We start from the raw sequence: 19,424 nt of genomic DNA on the forward strand, positions 1-19,424 counted from the left end.
AGCGGTTAAGTGTGCCAGCCAGTGCGGCGACTGGCTATCGGCGCAGAATCAGATACAGACCACCGGCCAGCATCGCCCACGCCGGCCAGGCCGCGAGGCTGTGGGTGGCGAGGCCGGTTTCGGCGGCCCCGGCGACCAGCACCGCGCCAATCAGCCGCGCCGGCCAGGCGCCGGCCATGCCGACCGGGACGCCGGTCAGGCGCGTTTCGGGCTGCGGCTCGCGGGACAGGCGCTCGAGCGTGTCACGGGTCATCTGCGCCAGGTGCGGCAGTTGTTCGATGTGTTGCTGGGCGTTGCGCAGCAGAGTGCCAGGGCTGACGCGCTCGCGCATCCAGCGTTCCAGGAACGGTTGCGCGGTGGTCCACAGGTCCAGCTCCGGGTAGAGCTGGCGGCCCAGGCCTTCGATGTTCAGCAGGGTCTTCTGCAGCAGCACCAGTTGCGGCTGCACTTCCATGTTGAAGCGCCGCGCGGTCTGGAACAGGCGCAGCAGCACCTGGCCGAAGGAAATGTCCTTGAGCGGTTTCTCGAAGATCGGCTCGCACACGGTGCGGATCGCCGCTTCGAAATCATTGACCTTGGTTTCCGCCGGTACCCAGCCCGAGTCGATGTGCAGTTGGGCGACCTTGCGGTAATCGCGCTTGAAGAAGGCGATCAGGTTGCGCGCCAGGTAGTCCTGGTCCTCGTCGGTGAGGCTGCCGACGATCCCGCAGTCCACTGCGATGTACTGCGGGCTCCACGGCGTGCGGGTGCTGACGAAAATGTTGCCGGGATGCATGTCGGCGTGGAAGAAGCTGTCGCGGAACACCTGGGTGAAGAAGATCTCCACGCCACGCTCGGCCAGTGCCTTGAAGTCGGTGCGCTGGTCGCGCAGGGTGTCCAGGTCGGTCACCGGGATGCCGTAGATGCGCTCCATCACCAGCACCTTGGGGCGGCACCAGTCCCAGTAGACCTGGGGCACGTAGAGCAGCGGCGAACCTTCGAAGTTGCGCCGCAGCTGAGAGGAGTTGGCCGCTTCACGCAGCAGGTCCAGCTCGTCGTAGATGGTCTTCTCGTAGTCGCTGACCACTTCGGCCGGGTGCAGGCGGCGGGCGTCGGCGGAGATGCGCTCGGCGGTGCGGGCGAGGATGTGCAGCCAGGCGATGTCGGAGCGGATCACCGGCTCCAGGTTCGGGCGGATGACCTTCACCACCACTTCCTCGCCGCTCTTGAGCTGCGCAGTGTGCACCTGCGCCACCGAGGCGGAGGCCAGCGGTTCGCGCTCGAAGCGGGAGAACACCTGCTCGATCTTCGCGCCCAGCTGCTGCTCGATGAGCGCCACGGCCTGTTCCGGCGGGAAGGGCGGCACCTTGTCCTGCAGGAAGGCCAGCTCCAGGGCGATGTCGTCGGGGAGCAGGTCGCGGCGGGTGGAGAGTATCTGGCCGAACTTGATGAAGATTGGCCCGAGGTCTTCCAGCGCCAGCCGGATGCGCGCGCCACGGCTGAGCTCCAGCGGCTTGCGCGGCAGCCAGCGCCAGGGCAGCAGCCCGCCGAGCAGGCGCAGCCACCAGGGCAGGAAGGGCAGTTCGAGGACCATGTCGTCCAGACGGTAGCGGATGGCTACGCGCTGGATGCGCAGCAGGCGGCGGAAGGCGAGCAGCTTCATGCGTCAGGCTTGATCTTCTGGGTCAGGCGGTTGATCCGCGCGTCGAGGCGGTCGAGGGACATCTTCAACTGGTCCAGCTCAGCGAAGCGCGCTTCGGCTTCGTGCTGGCCGACCAGGCTGCGGCTTTCCTCGGCGAGGTAGTCGGCGAGGCTCAGGCGCAGGCTTTCCAGGCTGTCGCCGGCCCAGGCCATGCCGCCGCGCAAACGCGCGCCGAGCAGGTGCGCGGGCACCGGGCCGAGCCAGCGGGAGACTTCGTATTCCCAGTCCAGCTCCAGGCTCTGGAGGATATCGGCCAGCTCCAGCAGCATCGCGCTGTCGCCGCCCATGGTCACTTCAGGGCTGTGCAGGACGCGGGTCTTGTCCTTGGCCAGGGCCAGTTGCAGCAGGCTGCCGGCGGGCGCGACGAGGGTGCAGTCGGCTGGCGCCTCGTGGTGCGCGGCCAAATGCAGGCCGTCAGCGTCGGGCAGGATGAACAGCCGCAGCGCGGGTGCCTGGCAGTCCACTTCCAGCACCTTGCCGGCGAGCCGGCCGAGACGCCGCAGGGCCACGCCGTCGAGCCGCAGCACGCGGTTGACGGTGGCTTCGGCGCTGGCCAGCGCGGCCTGCAGGAGCAGGGTCATCAGGGCTTGATGCCGCGGTGCAGGGCGACCACGCCGCCGGTCATGTTGTGGTAGGTGACGCGGTCGAAGCCGGCCTCCACCATCATCGACTTCAGCGTTTCCTGGTCGGGGTGCATGCGGATCGATTCGGCGAGGTAGCGGTAGCTCTCGGAATCGTTGGTCACCAGCTTGCCCATCAGCGGCAGCAGGGTGAAGGAGTAGGCGTCGTAGGCCTTGGACAGCAGGCTGCTGGTGGGCTTGGAGAATTCCAGCACAAGCAGGCGGCCGCCGGGCTTGAGTACCCGCAGCATGGAGCGGATGGCTTCATCCTTGTGGGTGACGTTGCGCAGGCCGAAGGCGATGGTCACCGCATCGAAGTAGTTATCGGGGAACGGCAGCTTCTCGGCGTCGGCCTGGACGAAGTTGACGTTGCCGGCGACGCCGCTGTCGAGCAGCTTGTCGCGGCCGACCTTGAGCATCGAGGCGTTGATGTCGGCCAGCACCACTTCGCCGGTCGGGCCGACCAGGCGGGAGAACTGGCGGGTCAGGTCACCGGTGCCGCCGGCGATGTCCAGCACCCGGTTGCCGGCGCGTACGCCGGACAGCTCGATGGTGAAACGCTTCCACAGACGGTGGACGCCGCCGGACATCAGGTCGTTCATCAGGTCGTACTTGGCGGCGACCGAGTGGAATACCTCGGCGACCTTCTCGGCCTTCTCGCTCTCGCGCACGGTCTTGTAGCCGAAGTGCGTGGTGGGATCGGCGCTGTCCTGGCCGGCTTGGGGCTTGCGCGGTTCGCTCATGGCGTTTGTACCCTGGAAGTCAGTGGCGGGCATTCTAACAGGATGCAGAGAAAACGCCGCCCCGGTCACGCCGCCAGCGGGGTGCGGCGATACGGCGCGGCGCGTATGATCGGCGGGGTCAGTCAACTGCGGAGTTCCAGCATGTCCCGTATCCACGTCGAACGTTCCCACTCCCTCGGCCTCGAAGCCGCCCGCGCCAAGGCGGAAAAGCTCGCCGACAAGCTCACCCGCGAGCACGGCGTGAGCAGCGAGTGGCAGGGCGACACCCTGCTGTTCAAGCGCAGCGGCGTGGACGGGCGCATCGAAGTGGGCGCGGACAAGGTCGCGGTGGACGTGAAGCTGGGCCTGATGCTCTCGGCCATGGGCGGCCTGCTCAAGGGCGAGATCGAGCGCGCGCTGGACAAGGCCCTGGCCTGACCCCCTGCCGGCCCCGTTCCCCGCGGGGCCATGCCGTTTTCGTGCGGCGCCGGCTTTCCTACAAAGCCTGGTATGTGTTTTCTAATTTTCCCCGATACCTTGGCTCACAGTCCCGCCTGATGCGGGCAGCTTTCGACATCATCGAATCTGAACCTGTGAGGTGCCACCATGGCCAAGGCTGTCAGCAAGAAGAAAGTCGCAGAACTCCAATCCTCCCTCTACTCCGATGCCAAGCACTACGCCCGGCAGATCTGGCTCGCAGGCCTGGGCTCCTACGCTCGCGTGGGCCAGGAAGGCAGCGAGTACTTCAAGGAACTGGTCAAGTCCGGCGAGTCCGTGGAGAAGAAAGGCCGTGACCTGGTGAGCACCCAGATCGACGCCGCCAACGACACCGTCAAGGGCCGTCTGCACAGCGTCAAGGCCAAGCTGAACTTCGACAGGATCGAAGAGGCGTTCGATGCGCGCGTGTCCTCCGCCCTCAACCGAATCGGAATTCCCTCCAGGCGTGATGTGGAGGCGCTCTCTGCTAAGCTGGATGAGCTGAGCGCAGTGCTCGAGCGTGTCGCGAGAACCCAATAAGGAGAGCAGGATGGCTGGCAAAAAAACTACCGATAAAAAAGAGTCCAGTTGGATCGGCGAGATCGAGAAATACTCGCGGCAGATCTGGCTGGCTGGCTTGGGGGCCTACTCGAAGGTCAGCAAAGACGGCAGCAAGGTGTTCGAGACCCTGGTCAAGGACGGCGAGAAGGCTGAGAAACTGGCCAAGACCGAAGTCGAGGGTGCGGTGAAGACCTCCACCCGTTCCGCGAAGGCGCGCGTCGATGCCGTCAAGGGCGCCGCGATCGGCAAGTGGGGCGAACTGGAAGAGGCCTTCGACAAGCGCCTGAACAGCGCGATCTCGCGCCTGGGCGTGCCGAGCAGCCGTGAAGTGAAAGACCTGCACAGCAAGGTCGACAGCCTCACCAAGCAGATCGAGAAGCTCACCGGCGTCAGCGTCGCCAAACCGGCCGCCAAGGCCGCCGCCAAACCCGCAGCGAAAGCCGCCGCCAAACCGGCCGCGAAACCCGCTGTGAAGACCGCGGCTTCCAAACCGGTTGCCAAGGCTGCTGCCAAACCTGCAGCGAAGGCGGCCGCCAAGCCCACTGCCAAAGCCGCCGCCAAACCGGCTGCCAAGGCTGCCGCGAAACCCGCTGCCAAGCCTGCTGCGAAGCCGGCTGCCAAGGCTGCGGCCAAGCCTGCCGCGAAACCGGCTGCCAAGCCCGCTGCTGCGAAAGCCGCCGCGAAGCCTGCCGCCAAACCCGCTGCAAAACCGGCTGCCACCGCCAAGCCTGCCGCTGCGAAACCTGCAGCCAAGCCGGCCGCGGCGAAGAAGCCTGCCGTGAAGAAGCCCGCTGCACCCAAGACCGCCGCCAAGCCGGCTGCTGCGAAACCGGCAACCGCTCCGGTCGCCACTCCGGCACCGTCGGCTCCCGCCGCCGCGCCGGCCGTGACGCCGTCCGCCGCTGCTCCGGCAACGCCGCCGCCGTCCCAGGCCTGACCGGTCTGCTGCAACACCCACGCCCGGCCTCGCGCCGGGCGTTTTCATTCTCGCAAGACAAAAACCTGCAGGGATAAGTCAGGGGGTGAGGTAGCGCTTGGCGAGTCGCTCGGCGATCAGCTGCGAGTCCGGCCGCAGATGCGGCGCTACCAGCATCATGACCTGGAACACCACCTGGCGGACGTCGCCCTCGTGGCCGAGGATGCGCTGGTAGTCGAGGGAGAACAGCAGCGTCAGGGTGATCTGCTCTACCAACTGGCCGAGGGCTTCGGTGTCGCTGGCCAGTTCGTCCTGCGCCTTGAGTTGCGCCAGCAGGGTGGCCAGGGTGCGCTTGAGCTGGTTGAGCCAGGCCCGCACGCCACGGGCGAGCTTGGGCAGGCGCCCGGCGAGGTTGGAGAGGTCCTGGAAGAGGAAGCGGTAGTGCGCCAGGCGCTCGACGATCAGGTGCAGGAACAGCCAGTAGTCCTCGGCGCCCAGTCGCACGTCTTCCGGCGGGTCGAGCAGCGGCGCCAGTTCGTCCTGGAAGCGTTCGAACAGCGCCAGCACCAGCGGTTCCTTGCCGTGGAAGTGGTAGTAGAGATTACCCGGGCTGATGCCTAGTTCGGTGGCGATCTCCAGGGTTGAAACGTTGGGCTCGCCCTGCTCGTTGAACAGCTGCAGGGCGCATTCGAGAATCCGGTCGCGCGTTTTCATCCGTGTTCAGGTTCCAGCCGCAGTGGGGCCGACGATAGCTTCGGGATAGGGTGGCTGCCAATTGCTGTGCGGCAAACTTCTGCATGGTGCCCCCGCGACGTGGGTTGCCAGGGCATCTACGCAGGATGGTGTGGAGCGTAGCGATACCCATCGACTCAGCGCGCCGTCAGCATGGGTATCGTTGCGCTCCACCCATCCTTCGAGAGCGTTCTACGGTGCCAGTGGAAGGCGCGGAGCGAACAACCCGCAACGGGTTGCCCGATCCATGCTTGCCTCAGCGTACGTGCACGTAGGTGCCCGGTGCGGCTTCCTTGGCCGGGTATTCGGCGTTGCCCAGCTCGAAGTTCACCGGCCGGCGTTCGCCCGAGCGCTCCTGGATCCACTCCAGCCACAGCGGCCACCAGCTGCCTTCCTGGCGCTTGGTGTCGTAGTACCAGGCGCGCGGGTCGGAGCTGATCTTGCTGTTCTCGAAGTAGCAGGCCTTGGGGTTGCCCGGCGGGTTGAGGATGCTCTGGATGTGCCCGCTGTTGGACAGCACGAAGCGCGTCTCGCCGCCCAGCAGCTGGGCCGAGCGGTACACCGCGTCCCACGGGGTGATGTGGTCGGTGATGCCGGCGACGTGGAAGTTGTCCACCGCGACCTTCTTCAGGTCGATCGCGCTGCCGTTGACTTCCATGGCACCGGGGCGGGCCAGCGGGTTGTGCTTGAAGAAGTCGAGGAAGTCGCCGTGCAGCGCGGCGGGCAGGCGGGTGTTGTCGTTGTTCCAGTAGAGGATGTCGAAGGCCGGCGGCTGCTTGCCCAGCAGGTAGTTGTTGACCCAGTAGTTCCAGATCAGGTCGTTGGGGCGCATCCAGGCGAAGATCTTCGCCATGTCGCGGCCGTCCAGCACGCCGTGCTGATAGGAGCGGCGCTTGCTGGTCTCCAGGGTCTGCTCGTCGGCGAACAGCGCGGCCGGGGTCTCCACCTGGCTGTCCAGCAGGCTCACCAGGTAGGTGGCGCTGGCGACCTTGCGCAGTTGCCGGCGCGCCTGCAGGTGGCCCTGCAGCGCGGCGATGGTCAGCCCGCCCGAGCAGGCGCCCATCAGGTTGACGCTGCGGCTGCCGCTGATGGAGCGGCACACGTCGATGGCCTCGTCCAGAGCGGTGACGTAGGTCGACAGGCCCCACTCGCGGTGGCGCGCGTCGGGGTTGCGCCAGCTCACCATGAACAGCTGCAGATTGTTCTTCAGGGCGTACTGGACAAAGCTCTTCTCGGTCGTCAGGTCGAAGATGTAGAACTTGTTGATCTGCGGCGGCACGATCAGCAGCGGCTTGGCATGCAGGTGCTCGCCCATCGGCTTGTACTGGATCAGCTCCAGCACCTCGTTGCGCAGCACCACCGCGCCGGGCGTGATGGCCAGGTTCTGGCCGATCTCGAAGGCGCTGCGGTTGACCTGGCTGGGCATGCCGCCGTTGTGCATCAGGTCGTCGAGCAGGTGCTGCGCGCCCTTGAGCAGGCTCTGGCCGCCGGTGTTGAACAGTTCCTTCACCGCCAGCGGGTTGAGCAGGGTGTTCGATGGCGAGGCGGCGTCGGAGAGGATCGACAGCAGAAAGCGCGCGCGGGCACGGTCGTCGCTGTTCAGGTCGCTCTCGTCGACCCAGGCCAGCAGTTGCTTCTGCCACGCCAGGTAGGCCTGCACGGTGCGCCGGTAGAAGGGGTTCAGGCGCCAGGACGGGTCCTGGAAGCGTGCGTCCTGCGGGTTGGGCTGCAGCGGCGAGTCGCCGATGAGCACCTTACCCACCTGCTTGCCAAAGGCCGCCAGGTGCTTCGCCGAATGGACCGGCTGGCGCACGCCCTGCAGCGCCAGCATGCGCAGGGTGGACAGCATGTCCTTGCCGCGCAGGCCGACCATCGCACTCTGCGCATTCATGTACTCGGTGGGGACGGGGACGCTACCCGGCTCAGCTTTCTCGCGCATGAACAGCACTCCATGAAAGGTCCGACCTAATTAGGGTCTGTTGACGTTTTGCCGCGCAACCCGTAGGGACGGGCCGCATTTTGCGCAGTGCGTCGTGACTCGTCGTTCATTTGAAATGACCAAACCACACTCCTCGCGCCCAGCCCTGCGCAAAATGCGGCGCCGTCGCGGCCGTGCCAAAACGTCAACAGACCCTACGACGCAAGGGCTGTACCAGAATCGGGAAATTCCCGTTCCAGACGCCTGCCGCCGGTTCGGGGGGTGTGCACGGGTATCGACGCGAGAGGGCAACTGCCCGAAAACAGGGCAGCGGATCAGCAGCCGGGCTGTCCTGCGGTCACCTTCGAAGGTGGCCGCAGCGCGGGTCCCGAATCAGGCGCTACGTGTCGATACCCGTGAACACGCCTGTTTGTTGTTCGGCTCTTTAAAAAAAGTGCCTGCGCAGCGATCGGTCAAGGCAGGATGCCCACCGACTGTGACGAAGCTGTGATGCTTCAGTTGGCCTTAGCTGGCTTTCGGGGCGAAGGGACGGGGGTGGATGATCGCCCGCTGCCGTTCCTCCTGGAGGAATTTCATGATGATCGGCGCCACGGTTTCCGCGCGGGTCACCAGGAACAGGTGGCCGTCGTCGATCACGTGCAGCTCGGAGTTGGGGATGCGCCAGGCGATCATGCGCATGTTGATCAGCGGGATGATCGGGTCGTCGTCGCCGGCCAGGATCAGCGTCGGCTGACGGATCTTGTGCAGCCAGTGGATGCTGGTCCAGCCGAGGCCGGCGAACAGCTGCCAGTAGTAGCCCATCTTGCCGGACGAGCGCACCTTGCTGGCGAAGGCCATGGCCAGCTTCGGATCGCGGCGGAAGGCGCCGCCGTAGATGTCCGGGGCGATGTGCACGCCATAGGACGGCTGGATGTAGCGCCGTGGACTGGCCATGCGCCAGAGCACCCGCGGCTTGCCCGGCACCATCACCGCACCGGCGGCGGTGGCGGCGAGGATCAGCTTCTTGCAGCGCTCGGGATAGTCATGGGCGAACTGTTGCGCCAGGGCGCCGCCCCAGGAGACACCGATGGCCGTCACCTGGCCGTAGTCCAGGTAGTCGAGCATCCGCGCGGCCAGCTTCGCCAGGCCGGGGAAACGGTACGGCGTGCTGGGCGTGGACGAACCGCCGACGCCGGGGACGTCGAAGGCGATCACCTCCAGGTCCGGGTCCAGCGCGGCGACGAAGGGGAAGACCAGTTCCAGGTTGGCGCCGATGCCGTTGAAGATCAGCAGCGGCGTCATGTGCCTCTTGCCCGGACGCACGGCGGTGCGGATGGTCTGCCCGTCGAGCTCGATGGTGCGGAACTCGAAGGGCTGCGCCGCCGGCGCCTTGCTCGGCAGTATCTCCTCCGCGCTGCGCTTGCTGCGCGCGCGCCGGCTCGTCGGCGGGGCCACTTCCACGGCCTGCGACGATTCTGGGGTGTTGGCGTCGTCCACGGCGCCGGCTTGCGGGAGGAGTTCTGTTTTCATCGTTCGTGTACGTAGGTTCCAGGGGCGGCTTCGCCGGCCGGGTGGGCCTTGTTGCCCAGGGCGGTCGGTGCCTTGCGCGTCTTGCCCGAGCGCTCGGCGAGCCAGTTCTGCCAGTGCAGCCACCAGGAGTCGGCGTGCTTGCTGGCGTTTTCCTGCCAGGCCTTCGGATCGGCCGAGAGTTCAGGGCCGGTCATGAAGCGGGCCTTGGGGTTGCCTGGCGGGTTGAGGATGCTCTGGATGTGTCCGCTGTTGGATAGGATGAATTCACACTTGCCGCCCAGCAGACGAGCGGAGCGGTAGCAGGCTTCCCAGGGTGTGATGTGGTCGGACAGGCCGGCCACGCAGTAGAAGTCGCAGGTGATCTGCTTGAGGTCGATGGCCGTGCCGGAGACCTCCAGGGCGCCGGCGCGGGTCAGCGGGTTGGTCTTGAACATCTCCACCAGCTCGCCGTGCAGCGCGGCTGGCAGGCGCGTGGTGTCGTTGTTCCAGAACAGGATGTCGAAAGCCGGCGGCTCGTTGCCCAGCAGGTAGTTGTTGACCCAGTAGTTCCAGATCAGGTCGTTGGGGCGCATCCAGGCGAACACCTTGGCCATGTCCTTGCCTTCGAGCACGCCGGACTGGTAGGAGCGGCGCTTGGCGGCCTCCAGGGTCTTCTCGTCGGCGAACAGGGCGATCTGGGTGTTCATCTCGAAGTCCAGCACGCTGACCATCTGGGTGAAGGCATGGACCTTCTTCTCGCCCAGGGCGGCGTAATGGCCGAGCAGGGTGACGGTGGTGATGCCGCCGGAGCAGGCGCCGAGCATGTTCAGGTCCTTGGCGCCGGTGATGGCCAGGACCGCGTCGATGGCTTCCTTCAGCGCCTCGATGTAGGTGGTCAGGCCCCACTCGCGCTGCGCCTTGGTCGGGTTGCGCCAGCTGACAATGAAGGTCTGCACCTGGTTGCGCAGGCAGAAGCGCGCCAGGCTTTTCTCCGGCGACAGGTCGAAGACGTAGAACTTGTTGATCTGTGGCGGTACCACCAGCAGCGGGCGCTCGTGCACGCTCTCGGTGATCGGCTTGTACTGGATGACTTCCAGCACGTCGTTGCGGAATACCACCGCGCCTTCGGTCACGGCCAGGTTCTTGCCGACCTCGAAGGCTTCCATGTTGACCTGGCTGGGCATGCCGCCGTTGTTCACCAGGTCCTTGGCCAGATGGGTAAGACCGTCGAGCAGGCTCTTGCCGCCGGTCTCGAAGAAACGTTTGACCGCTGCCGGGTTGGACAGGGTGTTGGTCGGCGCCATGGCCTCGGTCATCAGGTTGATGACGAACTGGCCGCGGCTGATGTCCTGGCTGGACAGGTCGCTGTCGCCGATCCAGGTGTGCAGCTCCTTGCGCCAGGCCAGGTAGGTCTGCAGGTAGCGGCGGTAGAGCGGGTTCTGGCTCCAGGCCGGGTCGTTGAAGCGGCGGTCGTCGTCCGAGGGCTTGAGGTCGGACTTGCCAAGCAGCACGTTCTTCAGCTCGAGGCCGAAGTGGGCTACGTGCTTGGCGCTGTGGAACGGCTGCTTGACCGCTTGCAGCAGCACCATGCGGGCAGAGGTGAGCAGGTCCTTGCCCTGAATGCCGATCACCGGGCTGAGATTCAGGGTGTTTTCCGCGGCTTGCTGGGGTAGATCGCTGTTGTTCTTCTGGGTCATCGGCGACGCTCCATTGTCCTGAGACACATACTGGCGGGGCTCACCTTTCGTGACGTAAGGCCAAGTACTTCTCGGGGTTGCGGAACGTGGAGAGGGCTCCACGCGATTCATCTACTTGGCGGCATCACTGGAAGTTCAGGAAACCACGCTCTGTGCACTGTAGTTCCGTACATTGCACTGCCTTGGTTACCCGAGTTTCCTTCGCCGCGCAAGCTGGTGCAGCGTGGGCCAACTCCTAGGAGTATGTCGGGAAAAGTTAGAAAACGCGCCCTAGAGCGGGGGCATCTCGCCAAACCCGGGGTGACCGACCTGCACGCAGCAGTCTGCAACGGGAATGTTGCAAATGGCGTGCCCTGGAGCGATTGCCCGACGAAGGTTGGTGCGCAGGGGGAGGCGGGGAGGAAAGATCGAAGGAGTTGGAGGGGGCGGTGAAGAGATGTGCGGAAGCGCTCCTGATCTTGTAGGAGCGAGCTTGCTCGCCAACCGGCCCCGCTGCAGAGCCCGCGCGTAGGGCGGATAACTCGGAACGGGTTATCCGCCGATGGCATCAATGGCGGATAACGCCTTAGGCGTTATGCGCCCTACACGGTATTGCGAGGTGCGGAGCCCGCTCCTGCGCAGGCGGCATTTCGGCGTTAGCTGCTTACAGCATCAGCTTGACCACGGACTCCGACGGATCGCGTGACTTGCCGGCCTTCTCCAGCTGTGCCAGGTAGTCGGCCCACAGCTCGTCCTGGCGCATGCACAGCTCGTAGAGGTAGTCCCAGGTGAACAGGCCGCTGTCGTGGCCGTCATCGAAGGTCAGCTTGAGCGCGTACTGCCCGGCCGGCTCGATGTTGTTCAGACCGACATTCAGCTTGCCCACCTGCAGCACCGGGTTGCCATGGCCCTGGACTTCCGCCGATGGCGAATGCACGCGCAGGAACTCGGCGGGCAGCTCAAAGGACTGTTCCCCATAGGTCAGCGAAAGCTTTTTCGAGGCCTTGTGCAGCTTGATGGCGGAAGGAATGCGCATGGACGGCTCCTGAACGGCGATTCCGGCATTGTAGCGCCGGCAGAAAAACAGCGGGGCGCCCTGAGGCGCCCCGTCGCAGCGATAGGGATCGCTTAGAGGATGTAGCGGGAAAGGTCTTCGTCCTGGGCCAGCTCGCCCAGGTGACCGTTGACGTAGGTCGCGTCGATCACGATGGCCTTGTCGCTGTGCTCGCTGGCGAGGTCGGCGGCGTCGAAGGACACCTCTTCGAGCAGGCGCTCGAGCAGGGTGTGCAGGCGACGGGCACCGATGTTCTCGGTCTTCTCGTTGACCTGGAAGGCGATCTCCGCGAGGCGCTTGATGCCGTCGGCGGCGAACTCGATGTCCAGGCCTTCGGTCTTAAGCAGCGCGGTGTACTGCTCGGTCAGCGAAGCGTGCGGCTCGCTGAGGATGCGCTCGAAGTCGCTCGGGCTCAGGGCTTTCAGCTCGACGCGGATCGGCAGGCGGCCCTGCAGTTCCGGCACCAGGTCGCTGGGCTTGGACAGGTGGAATGCGCCCGAGGCGATGAACAGGATGTGGTCGGTCTTCACCATGCCCAGCTTGGTGTTCACGGTGCAGCCCTCGATCAGCGGCAGCAGGTCACGCTGCACGCCCTCGCGGGAGACGTCGGCGCCGCCCACGTTGCCGCGCTTGGCGATCTTGTCGATCTCGTCGATGAAGACGATGCCGTTCTGCTCCACGGCTTCCAGGGCGCGGGCCTTGAGGTCTTCCTCGTTGACCAGGCGCTGGGCTTCCTCGTCGCGGATCAGCTTCATGGCCTCGGCGACCTTCAGCTTGCGGCTCTTGCGCTTGCCCTTGCCCATGTTGGAGAACAGGCTCTGCAGCTGGTTGGTCATCTCTTCCATGCCGGGCGGGGCCATGATTTCCACGCCCGAAGGAATGTCGGCGACCTCGATGTCGATTTCCTTGTCGTCCAGCTGGCCTTCACGCAGGCGCTTGCGGAACAGCTGGCGGGTGTTGGAATCCTCGCGGGCCGGTTCGTCACCGAAACCGGTGGTACGCGCTGGCGGCAGCAGGGCGTCGAGGATGCGCTCTTCGGCGGCGTCTTCGGCGCGGTACTTCACCTTCTGCACTTCCTGCTCGCGGAGCATCTTGATCGCGGCATCGGCGAGATCGCGGATGATCGACTCGACGTCACGGCCGACGTAGCCGACTTCGGTGAACTTGGTCGCCTCCACCTTGATGAACGGGGCGTTGGCCAGCTTGGCCAGGCGACGGGCGATCTCGGTCTTGCCGACGCCGGTCGGGCCGATCATCAGGATGTTCTTCGGCGTCACTTCGGCGCGCAGCTCGGCCGGCAGCTGCATGCGCCGCCAGCGGTTACGCAGGGCGATGGCGACGGCGCGCTTGGCGTCGTCCTGGCCGATGATGTGACGGTTGAGTTCGTGGACGATCTCGCGGGGAGTCATGGACATTTGACGTGCTACTCCGGAACGACAGCGCTTAGACGGCGCTGTCGAGCTCCTCAAGGGTCAGGTTCTGGTTGGTGAACACGCAGATGGAGCCGGCGATGTTCAGTGCGGTCTCGGCGATCTCGCGGGCGCTCATGTCGTCGCTGCCTTTCTGCAGCAAGGCCAGGGCCGCCGCCTGGGCGAAGCCGCCGCCCGAGCCCATTGCAATCAGGCCGTGCTCGGGTTCGACCACGTCACCGTTGCCGGTGATGATCAGCGAGGCGTCCTTGTTGGCTACCGCCAGCATGGCTTCCAGACGACTCAGGGAGCGGTCGGTACGCCAGTCCTTGGCCAGCTCGACAGCGGCGCGCACCAGGTGGCCCTGGTGTTTTTCCAGCTGCTGCTCGAAGCGTTCGAAGAGGGTGAACGCATCGGCGGTGGCGCCAGCGAAGCCGGCCAGTACTTCACCGTGGTACAGGCGACGGACTTTCTTCGCGTTGCCTTTCATCACGGTGTTGCCCAGGGAAACCTGGCCGTCGCCGCCCATGACGACTTTGCCATTGCGGCGGACAGATACGATGGTGGTCAAGGGTCTTACTCCACACTAGCGGGGCGATGTGCCCGAATGCAGAGTCAGATGGGGACTAGGAAGGCGGGGTTCAAGTCCTGCGCCGGACGAGTAGCGCGCATTTCGCGCGCCGCCCGTCGGCGCAAGCCTTGGCGTGGCCGGGGTTCAGCGGGTCTGGCGCTGCTGTAACAGCAGGTTGCTGAAACCGTTGCCGGCGAGTTGTTTCTGCGCTGCGGAGGCCTTGGCGCGGTCGCCGTAGGGGCCGACCATGACGCGGTACCAGGTTTCGTCGCGGACGGTGCCGGACTCCACGCGGGCGTTCTGGCCCATCATGATGATCTGCGCGCGCAGGTGATCGGCGTCGGTCTGTTTGCGGAAGGAGCCGGCCTGCAGGTAGTACTGGGTCGCGGCCACCGCCGGTGGCGGCGTCGGCTTGGCTGGAGCGGTGTCGCTGGCCGGGGCCTGCGGCAGCGCCTGCTTCTGCGCGCTGGCGACCTGGGTCGCGGGCGGCGTGGTGGGCGTTGCCGGCTTGACCACCGCGGGCGGCGGCGGATTCTGTCCACTCAGTGCCGCCAGGGCGCGCTGGGTGTCGATCTTCTCGGCTTCTTCCTTGGTCGCGACCACGGTCGCCGGCTGCTGCGGCTTGGCCGGCGGCGGCACGGCTTCCGGCGGCACGGCGACTTCCGAGCCCGGCAGCAGGGTGTAGAAGTCGTACTTGGGCTTCACCCCGGTCGGTGCGGCCGGTTGCTGTGGCTGCACGGTGCCGGAAGGCTTGTTGGAGCCGACCACGGCCTTGGGCGCCTCCGCTTTCTCGCGTTTGACGTCGTTGCGACCCGGCTCCAGCTTCATCAGGAACATGATGAAGCCGCCGATGGCGAGGCCTGCGACCAGCCAGACCCAGCCGGGGACCGACGTCTTCTTGGCTGGGGCCTGGTAGCGGCTGGCGCCGCGCTTGGGAGCGGGTTTCTTCTTCGCCATGGGTGCTTACATGCGCTCCAGGGTTTCCAGACCCAGCAGCTCCAGGCCCTGCTTGAGGGTACGGCCGGTCAGCGCGGCAAGGCGCAGGCGGCTTTCCTGTTGTGCCGGGTCTTCGGCGGTGAGGATCGGGCAGTGCTCGTAGAAGCTGGAGAACAGGCCGGCCAGCTCGTACAGGTAGGCGCAGAGGATGTGCGGGACACCCTTTACGGCGACGTTGTTGAGCAGGTCGGTGAACTGCGCCAGCTGCGCGGCCAGGGCGATTTCCTGGGGCTGCTGCAGGTGGATGCTGCCGCCCACTTCGTCATAGGTCTTGCCCAGCTTGCGGAAGATGCTCGCCACGCGGGTGTACGCATACAACAGGTACGGCGCGGTGTTGCCCTCGAAGCTCAGCATCAGGTCGAAGTTGAAGCTGTAGTCGCTGGTACGGTGCTTGGACAGGTCGGCGTACTTCACCGCGCCGATACCGACGGCGTGGGCGATCTGGCGCAGGTCCTGCTCGCTGAAGTCGGGGTTCTTGCCCTTCACCAGGGTGTAGGCGCGCTCTTCGGCTTCGATCAGCAGGTCGATCAGCTTCACGGTGCCGCCGTCGCGGGTCTTGAACGGCTTGCCGTCGGCGCCGTTCATGGTACCGAAGCCCATGTGCTCCAGGTCCATGCTGGCCGGGACGAAACCGGCGCGGCGGGCGACTTCGAACACCTGCTGGAAGTGCAGGGCCTGACGCTGGTCGACGAAGTACAGCACGCGGTCGGCGTGCAGCACCTTGTGGCGGTAGCGCATGGCGGCGAGGTCGGTAGTGGCGTAGAGGTAGCCACCGCCGGCCTTCTGCACGATCACCGGCAGCGGCTCGCCTTCGGCGTTCTTGAATTCGTCGAGGAACACGCACAGGGCGCCGTCGCTCTCGACCAGCAGGCCCTTGGCGGTCAGGTCGGCCACCACCTGCGCGAGGTCGTCGTTGTAGGCGCTCTCGCCCTTCACGTCGGCCATGGTCAGCTTCACGCCCAGCAGGTCGTAGACCTTCTGGCAGTGCGACAGGGAAATGTCGTTGAAACGGGTCCACAGGGCGATGCACTTGGGATCGTTGGCCTGCAGCTTCACCACCAGCTCGCGGGCGCGGTCGGCGAACTCGGCGGACTCGTCGAAGCGCTTCTTGGCGGCGCGGTAGAAGACTTCCAGGTCGTGCAGTTCGGCCTGGGCATCCACCGGTTGTTCTTCCAGGTAGGCCAGCAGCATGCCGAATTGGGTGCCCCAGTCGCCCACGTGGTTCTGGCGGATCACGGTGTCGCCGAGGAACTCCAGCACGCGGCTGACGGCGTCGCCGATGATGGTCGAGCGCAGGTGGCCGACGTGCATCTCCTTCGCCAGGTTCGGCGAGGACAGGTCCACCACCACGCGCTGGGCCGCACCGGCCTTGCGTACGCCGATGTGGCCGTCGGCCAGGGCCTTGTCGAGGCTGGCGGCAAGCCAGGCCTGGTCCTGGAAGAAGTTCAGGAAGCCGGGGCCGGCGATCTCGACCTTGGCCACTTCCGGGCTCTGCGGCAGCGCGGCGACCAGCTGGGTCGCGAGGTCGCGCGGCTTCATGCCGGCCGGCTTGGCCAGCATCATGGCGATGTTGCTGGCGAAGTCACCGTGGGTTCGGTCCTTGGTGTTCTCCACCTGGATGTCGGGCGTCAGGCCGGCCGGCAGGGTGCCGTCTTCGGTGAGGCTGACAAGGGCTTGCTGGATCAGGTGGCGAATCGTGTCTTTCATGGTTTTCTCCGTGCTCGCGTGCATCCGGCGCGCGCGACCGGTTATCGGGCTCAGAACCGCGCATTATCCGTGGCCGGGCATGGCTTGCCAACCGCGGAGCGCTCCTTGTTCAGTCTCGCCGCTGTGCCATCCGTCGCGGCTGATGGAAGTCAATGTAGGACGGATGCGCAAGCCTGGCGGGTTTTATCCGTGCGGCGCATCTGTCAGAACAGGTCAATCGGGTCCACGTCCAGCGACCAGCGCACCTGGCGTCCGCTGGGCATGCCTTCGAGTGTCTGCAGCCAGGGCGTGAGCAGGCGATGCAGTGGTGCGCGGGCGGTACTCATCAGCAGCAGTTGCGCGCGGTAGCGGCCGGCGCGGCGCTCCATGGGCGCCGGTACCGGGCCGAGGAGGTCGACGTCGTGGCCAAGGGTCGCCTGAAGGCGTTCGGCCTCGGCACAGGCTTCGTCGAGGAAGCCTTCGGCCTGCCCCGGCTTGTGCGCCTCGGCACGCAGCAGGGCGAGGTGCGAGAAGGGCGGCAGGCCGGCGGAGCGGCGCTCGGTGAGGGCCTGGTCGGCGAAGGCGAAGTAGCCTTGCTCGGTGAGCTGCACCAGCAATGGGTGGTCGGCCAGGTGGGTCTGGATCAGCACACGGCCTGGTTCCTCTGCGCGCCCGGCGCGGCCGGCAACCTGGACGATCTGCTGGGCCATGCGTTCGCTGGCGCGGAAGTCGGCGGAGAACAGCCCGCCGTCGGCATCGAGGATCGCCACCAGGGTGACGCGCGGGAAATGGTGCCCCTTGGCGAGCATCTGCGTGCCCACCAGGATGCACGGCTCGCCCTTATTGATAGTGGCGAACAGGTCGCGCATAGCGTTCTTGCGCGAGGTGCTGTCGCGGTCGATACGCAGCACCGGGTAATCCGGGAAAAGGATGCGCAGGCGCTCCTCGGCGCGCTCGGTGCCGGCGCCGACCGGGCGCAGGTCAACCGTGCCGCATTTCGGGCAGTTGCGCGGCGGCCGCTCGCGGTGGTCGCAGTGGTGGCAGCGCAGCTCGCCGCTGCCCTGGTGCACGGTCATTCGCGCGTCGCAGCGCGGGCACTGGCTGATCCAGCCGCAGTCGTGGCACAGCAGGGTCGGGGCGAAACCGCGGCGGTTCAGGTAGACGAGCACCTGCTGGCCGGCGGCCAGGGTCTCCTTGATCGAACGCTGCAGCGGCATGGAGATGCCCGAATCCAGCGGCAGGCTTTTCACGTCCAGGCGGTGGAACTTCGGCTGGTGCGCGCCGCCGGCGCGCTGGGTCAGGCGCAGCAAGCCGTAGCGGCCGCTCTGGGCGTTGTGCAGGCTCTCCAGCGCGGGGGTGGCGGAGCCGAGCAGGATCGGCACGTTCTCCAGTCGCGCGCGCACCATGGCCAGGTCGCGGGCGTGGTAGCGCAAGCCTTCCTGCTGTTTATAGGAAGCGTCGTGTTCCTCGTCGATGATGATCAGCCCCGGATTCTTCATGGGGGTGAACAGCGCCGAGCGGGTGCCGATGATGATGTCCGCCTCGCCGTCGCGGGCGGCCAGCCAGGCGTCGAGGCGCTCGCGGTCGGTCAGCGCGGAGTGCAGCAGGGCGATGCGCGCGTTGAAGCGGCGCTCGAAGCGGCTCAGGGTCTGCGGGCCGAGGTTGATCTCGGGGATCAGCACCAGCGCCTGCTTGCCGGCTTCCAGGGTCTCGCGGATCAGTTGCAGATAGACCTCGGTCTTGCCGCTGCCGGTGACGCCGGCGAGCAGGAAGCTGTGGAAACTGCCAAACCCGGCGCGCACGGCCTCGAAGGCGGCGCGTTGCTCGGCATTCAGCGGCAGTTCCGCCTGCGCCAGCCACGGGCCGTGGTGTGGCGCCACGCTGTGGACGCGCACCTCCAGCGTGACCAGCCCCTTTTCCTGCAGCAGGTCGAGGCTGTCCTTGTTGATCTGCAACTGGCTGAGCAGGTCGTGGGCGACGCCATGGGGATGCTGCTTGAGGATCTTCAGCGTCTCGCGTTGGCGCGGCGCGCGGGCCAGACGCGGGTCTTCCTCGCGGGCGCCGGGTTCGGCATGCCAGAAGCGCTGCTGGCGCGCCTCGGCCGGGTCGCCCTGGCGCAGCAGGTTGGGCAGTGCCCAGGAGAAGGTGTCGCCCAGGCTGTGCTGGTAGTACTGCGCCGTCCAGCGGCACAGCTCCAGCAGGTGCGCTGGCATCGGCGGCTCGCGGTCGAGTACGGCCAGGGCCGGGCGCAGCTTGTCTGCCGGGACCTCGGAGTTTTCCACCTTGTCCACCAGCACGCCGACCATCTCGCGGCGGCCGAAGGGGACGCGCAGGCGCACGCCGGGCTGCAGGCGTGCCACGTCGACCCCGCGCGGAGGCAGGTAATCGAACAGGCGGCGCAGCGGCGAGGGCAGGGCGAGACGCAGGATGGACGGTGACGGCACGCGACGGATTCCGGGGCGGCGGGGAGCGTCGGATGGTAGCATGGGCGATGCGACGGTCGGTCATGCCTGATCTTGCGTTGAAGGCGTTCTCTGGTATGATCCACGCCCTTAATTTCCGTGCGGTGCCCGGTAAAAGATCCCGCCCGCGGTCCTCGATGACCGTGGCTCGGCTTCTGCCAGAGACTGGGTGGCGGCACACCACCGAGAGGAAGAGACCATGAAACCGGAAATCCATCCCGCGTACGAAGACATCGAAGCTACCTGCAGCTGTGGCAACGTGATCAAGACCCGTTCCACCCTGTGCAAGGGCATTCACCTGGACGTCTGCTCCGAGTGCCACCCCTTCTACACCGGTAAGCAGAAAGTTCTGGACACCGGCGGCCGTATCGACCGCTTCAACCAGCGCTTCGCCATGTTCGGCGGCAAGAAGTAAGATCGATTTCCGGGAAAGG

Annotated in this window: 17 protein-coding genes; 4 read left to right on the plus strand and 13 right to left on the minus strand. The window is 66.1% G+C overall.

Translation table 11 applies throughout. The features are described 5' to 3' along the window. Positions 1–34: 34 nt before the first annotated feature. The 3 genes from ubiB to ubiE are packed head-to-tail and all read right to left on the minus strand — an operon-like array spanning position 35 to position 3,044. Positions 35–1,642: a ubiquinone biosynthesis regulatory protein kinase UbiB gene (ubiB, locus tag IB275_RS02255; protein WP_192293743.1), complete on the minus strand. Its 1,608-nt coding sequence runs from the start codon at positions 1,640–1,642 to the stop codon at positions 35–37. Beyond that, positions 1,639–2,262 (minus strand): ubiquinone biosynthesis accessory factor UbiJ, encoded by a 624-nt coding sequence (locus tag IB275_RS02260; protein WP_081519625.1) that lies wholly within the window; start codon positions 2,260–2,262, stop codon positions 1,639–1,641. Before IB275_RS02260 ends, ubiB begins: the two co-directional genes overlap by 4 nt. Then, a complete protein-coding gene (ubiE, locus tag IB275_RS02265; protein ID WP_151189072.1) occupies positions 2,262–3,044 on the minus strand; it encodes a bifunctional demethylmenaquinone methyltransferase/2-methoxy-6-polyprenyl-1,4-benzoquinol methylase UbiE in 783 nt (260 codons plus the stop codon). The genes IB275_RS02260 and ubiE overlap by 1 nt, the downstream gene beginning before the upstream one ends. Before the next feature lie 141 nt (positions 3,045–3,185). Here ubiE and IB275_RS02270 point away from each other — a divergent pair, with 141 nt between their 5' ends. The 3 genes from IB275_RS02270 to IB275_RS02280 all read left to right on the plus strand — a co-directional run bounded on the left by IB275_RS02270 (position 3,186) and on the right by IB275_RS02280 (position 4,998). Next, positions 3,186–3,461, plus strand: a complete 276-nt coding sequence (locus IB275_RS02270; protein ID WP_138213081.1) for a polyhydroxyalkanoic acid system family protein — start codon at positions 3,186–3,188, stop codon at positions 3,459–3,461. A gap of 168 nt (positions 3,462–3,629) precedes the next feature. After that, the gene (locus IB275_RS02275; RefSeq protein WP_192293741.1) at positions 3,630–4,040 is read left to right on the plus strand and encodes a phasin family protein; all 411 of its coding nucleotides are present in this window, start codon (positions 3,630–3,632) and stop codon (positions 4,038–4,040) included. A 10-nt stretch (positions 4,041–4,050) separates the two neighbouring features. Beyond that, entirely contained in the window at positions 4,051–4,998 is a 948-nt protein-coding gene (locus IB275_RS02280; protein ID WP_192293739.1) for a phasin family protein, read from the plus strand. A gap of 78 nt (positions 4,999–5,076) precedes the next feature. Here IB275_RS02280 and IB275_RS02285 read toward each other — a convergent pair whose 3' ends face one another. The 10 genes from IB275_RS02285 to IB275_RS02330 form a co-directional block, all read right to left on the minus strand. Continuing rightward, positions 5,077–5,691 (minus strand): TetR/AcrR family transcriptional regulator, encoded by a 615-nt coding sequence (locus IB275_RS02285; protein WP_192293737.1) that lies wholly within the window; start codon positions 5,689–5,691, stop codon positions 5,077–5,079. Between the two features lie 274 nt (positions 5,692–5,965). Continuing rightward, positions 5,966–7,648, minus strand: a complete 1,683-nt coding sequence (phaC, locus tag IB275_RS02290; protein ID WP_192293735.1) for a class II poly(R)-hydroxyalkanoic acid synthase — start codon at positions 7,646–7,648, stop codon at positions 5,966–5,968. A gap of 504 nt (positions 7,649–8,152) precedes the next feature. Continuing rightward, a complete protein-coding gene (gene phaZ / locus IB275_RS02295) occupies positions 8,153–9,157 on the minus strand; it encodes a poly(3-hydroxyalkanoate) depolymerase (protein WP_225607732.1) in 1,005 nt (334 codons plus the stop codon). After that, positions 9,154–10,833, minus strand: a complete 1,680-nt coding sequence (phaC, locus tag IB275_RS02300) for a class II poly(R)-hydroxyalkanoic acid synthase (RefSeq protein ID WP_081519632.1) — start codon at positions 10,831–10,833, stop codon at positions 9,154–9,156. Before phaC (IB275_RS02300) ends, phaZ begins: the two co-directional genes overlap by 4 nt. Before the next feature lie 643 nt (positions 10,834–11,476). Next, positions 11,477–11,848, minus strand: a complete 372-nt coding sequence (locus tag IB275_RS02305) for a gamma-butyrobetaine hydroxylase family protein (protein WP_192293733.1) — start codon at positions 11,846–11,848, stop codon at positions 11,477–11,479. A 92-nt stretch (positions 11,849–11,940) separates the two neighbouring features. Next, positions 11,941–13,281, minus strand: a complete 1,341-nt coding sequence (gene hslU, locus IB275_RS02310) for an ATP-dependent protease ATPase subunit HslU (RefSeq protein WP_192293731.1) — start codon at positions 13,279–13,281, stop codon at positions 11,941–11,943. A gap of 28 nt (positions 13,282–13,309) precedes the next feature. Further along, positions 13,310–13,846 carry an ATP-dependent protease subunit HslV gene (hslV, locus tag IB275_RS02315; protein ID WP_017520170.1) on the minus strand — a complete coding sequence of 179 codons (537 nt, stop codon included), beginning with the start codon at positions 13,844–13,846 and terminating at the stop codon, positions 13,310–13,312. Between the two features lie 144 nt (positions 13,847–13,990). Further along, complete coding sequence (locus IB275_RS02320; RefSeq protein ID WP_192293729.1) at positions 13,991–14,803, minus strand: SPOR domain-containing protein; 813 nt, start codon at positions 14,801–14,803, stop codon at positions 13,991–13,993. A gap of 6 nt (positions 14,804–14,809) precedes the next feature. Next, positions 14,810–16,549 carry an arginine--tRNA ligase gene (gene argS, locus IB275_RS02325; RefSeq protein ID WP_192293727.1) on the minus strand — a complete coding sequence of 580 codons (1,740 nt, stop codon included), beginning with the start codon at positions 16,547–16,549 and terminating at the stop codon, positions 14,810–14,812. A gap of 203 nt (positions 16,550–16,752) precedes the next feature. After that, entirely contained in the window at positions 16,753–18,972 is a 2,220-nt protein-coding gene (locus tag IB275_RS02330) for a primosomal protein N' (RefSeq protein ID WP_494514422.1), read from the minus strand. 217 nt (positions 18,973–19,189) lie between these two features. On the opposite strand from IB275_RS02330, the gene rpmE reads away from it, so the two are divergent. After that, on the plus strand, positions 19,190–19,405 hold the full coding sequence (gene rpmE / locus IB275_RS02335; protein WP_024766509.1) for a 50S ribosomal protein L31: 216 nt from the start codon (positions 19,190–19,192) through the stop codon (positions 19,403–19,405). Positions 19,406–19,424 lie beyond the last annotated feature (19 nt).

It is taken from the genome of Pseudomonas sp. PDM21, assembly GCF_014852505.2.
In the GTDB taxonomy this organism is placed as follows: domain Bacteria; phylum Pseudomonadota; class Gammaproteobacteria; order Pseudomonadales; family Pseudomonadaceae; genus Pseudomonas.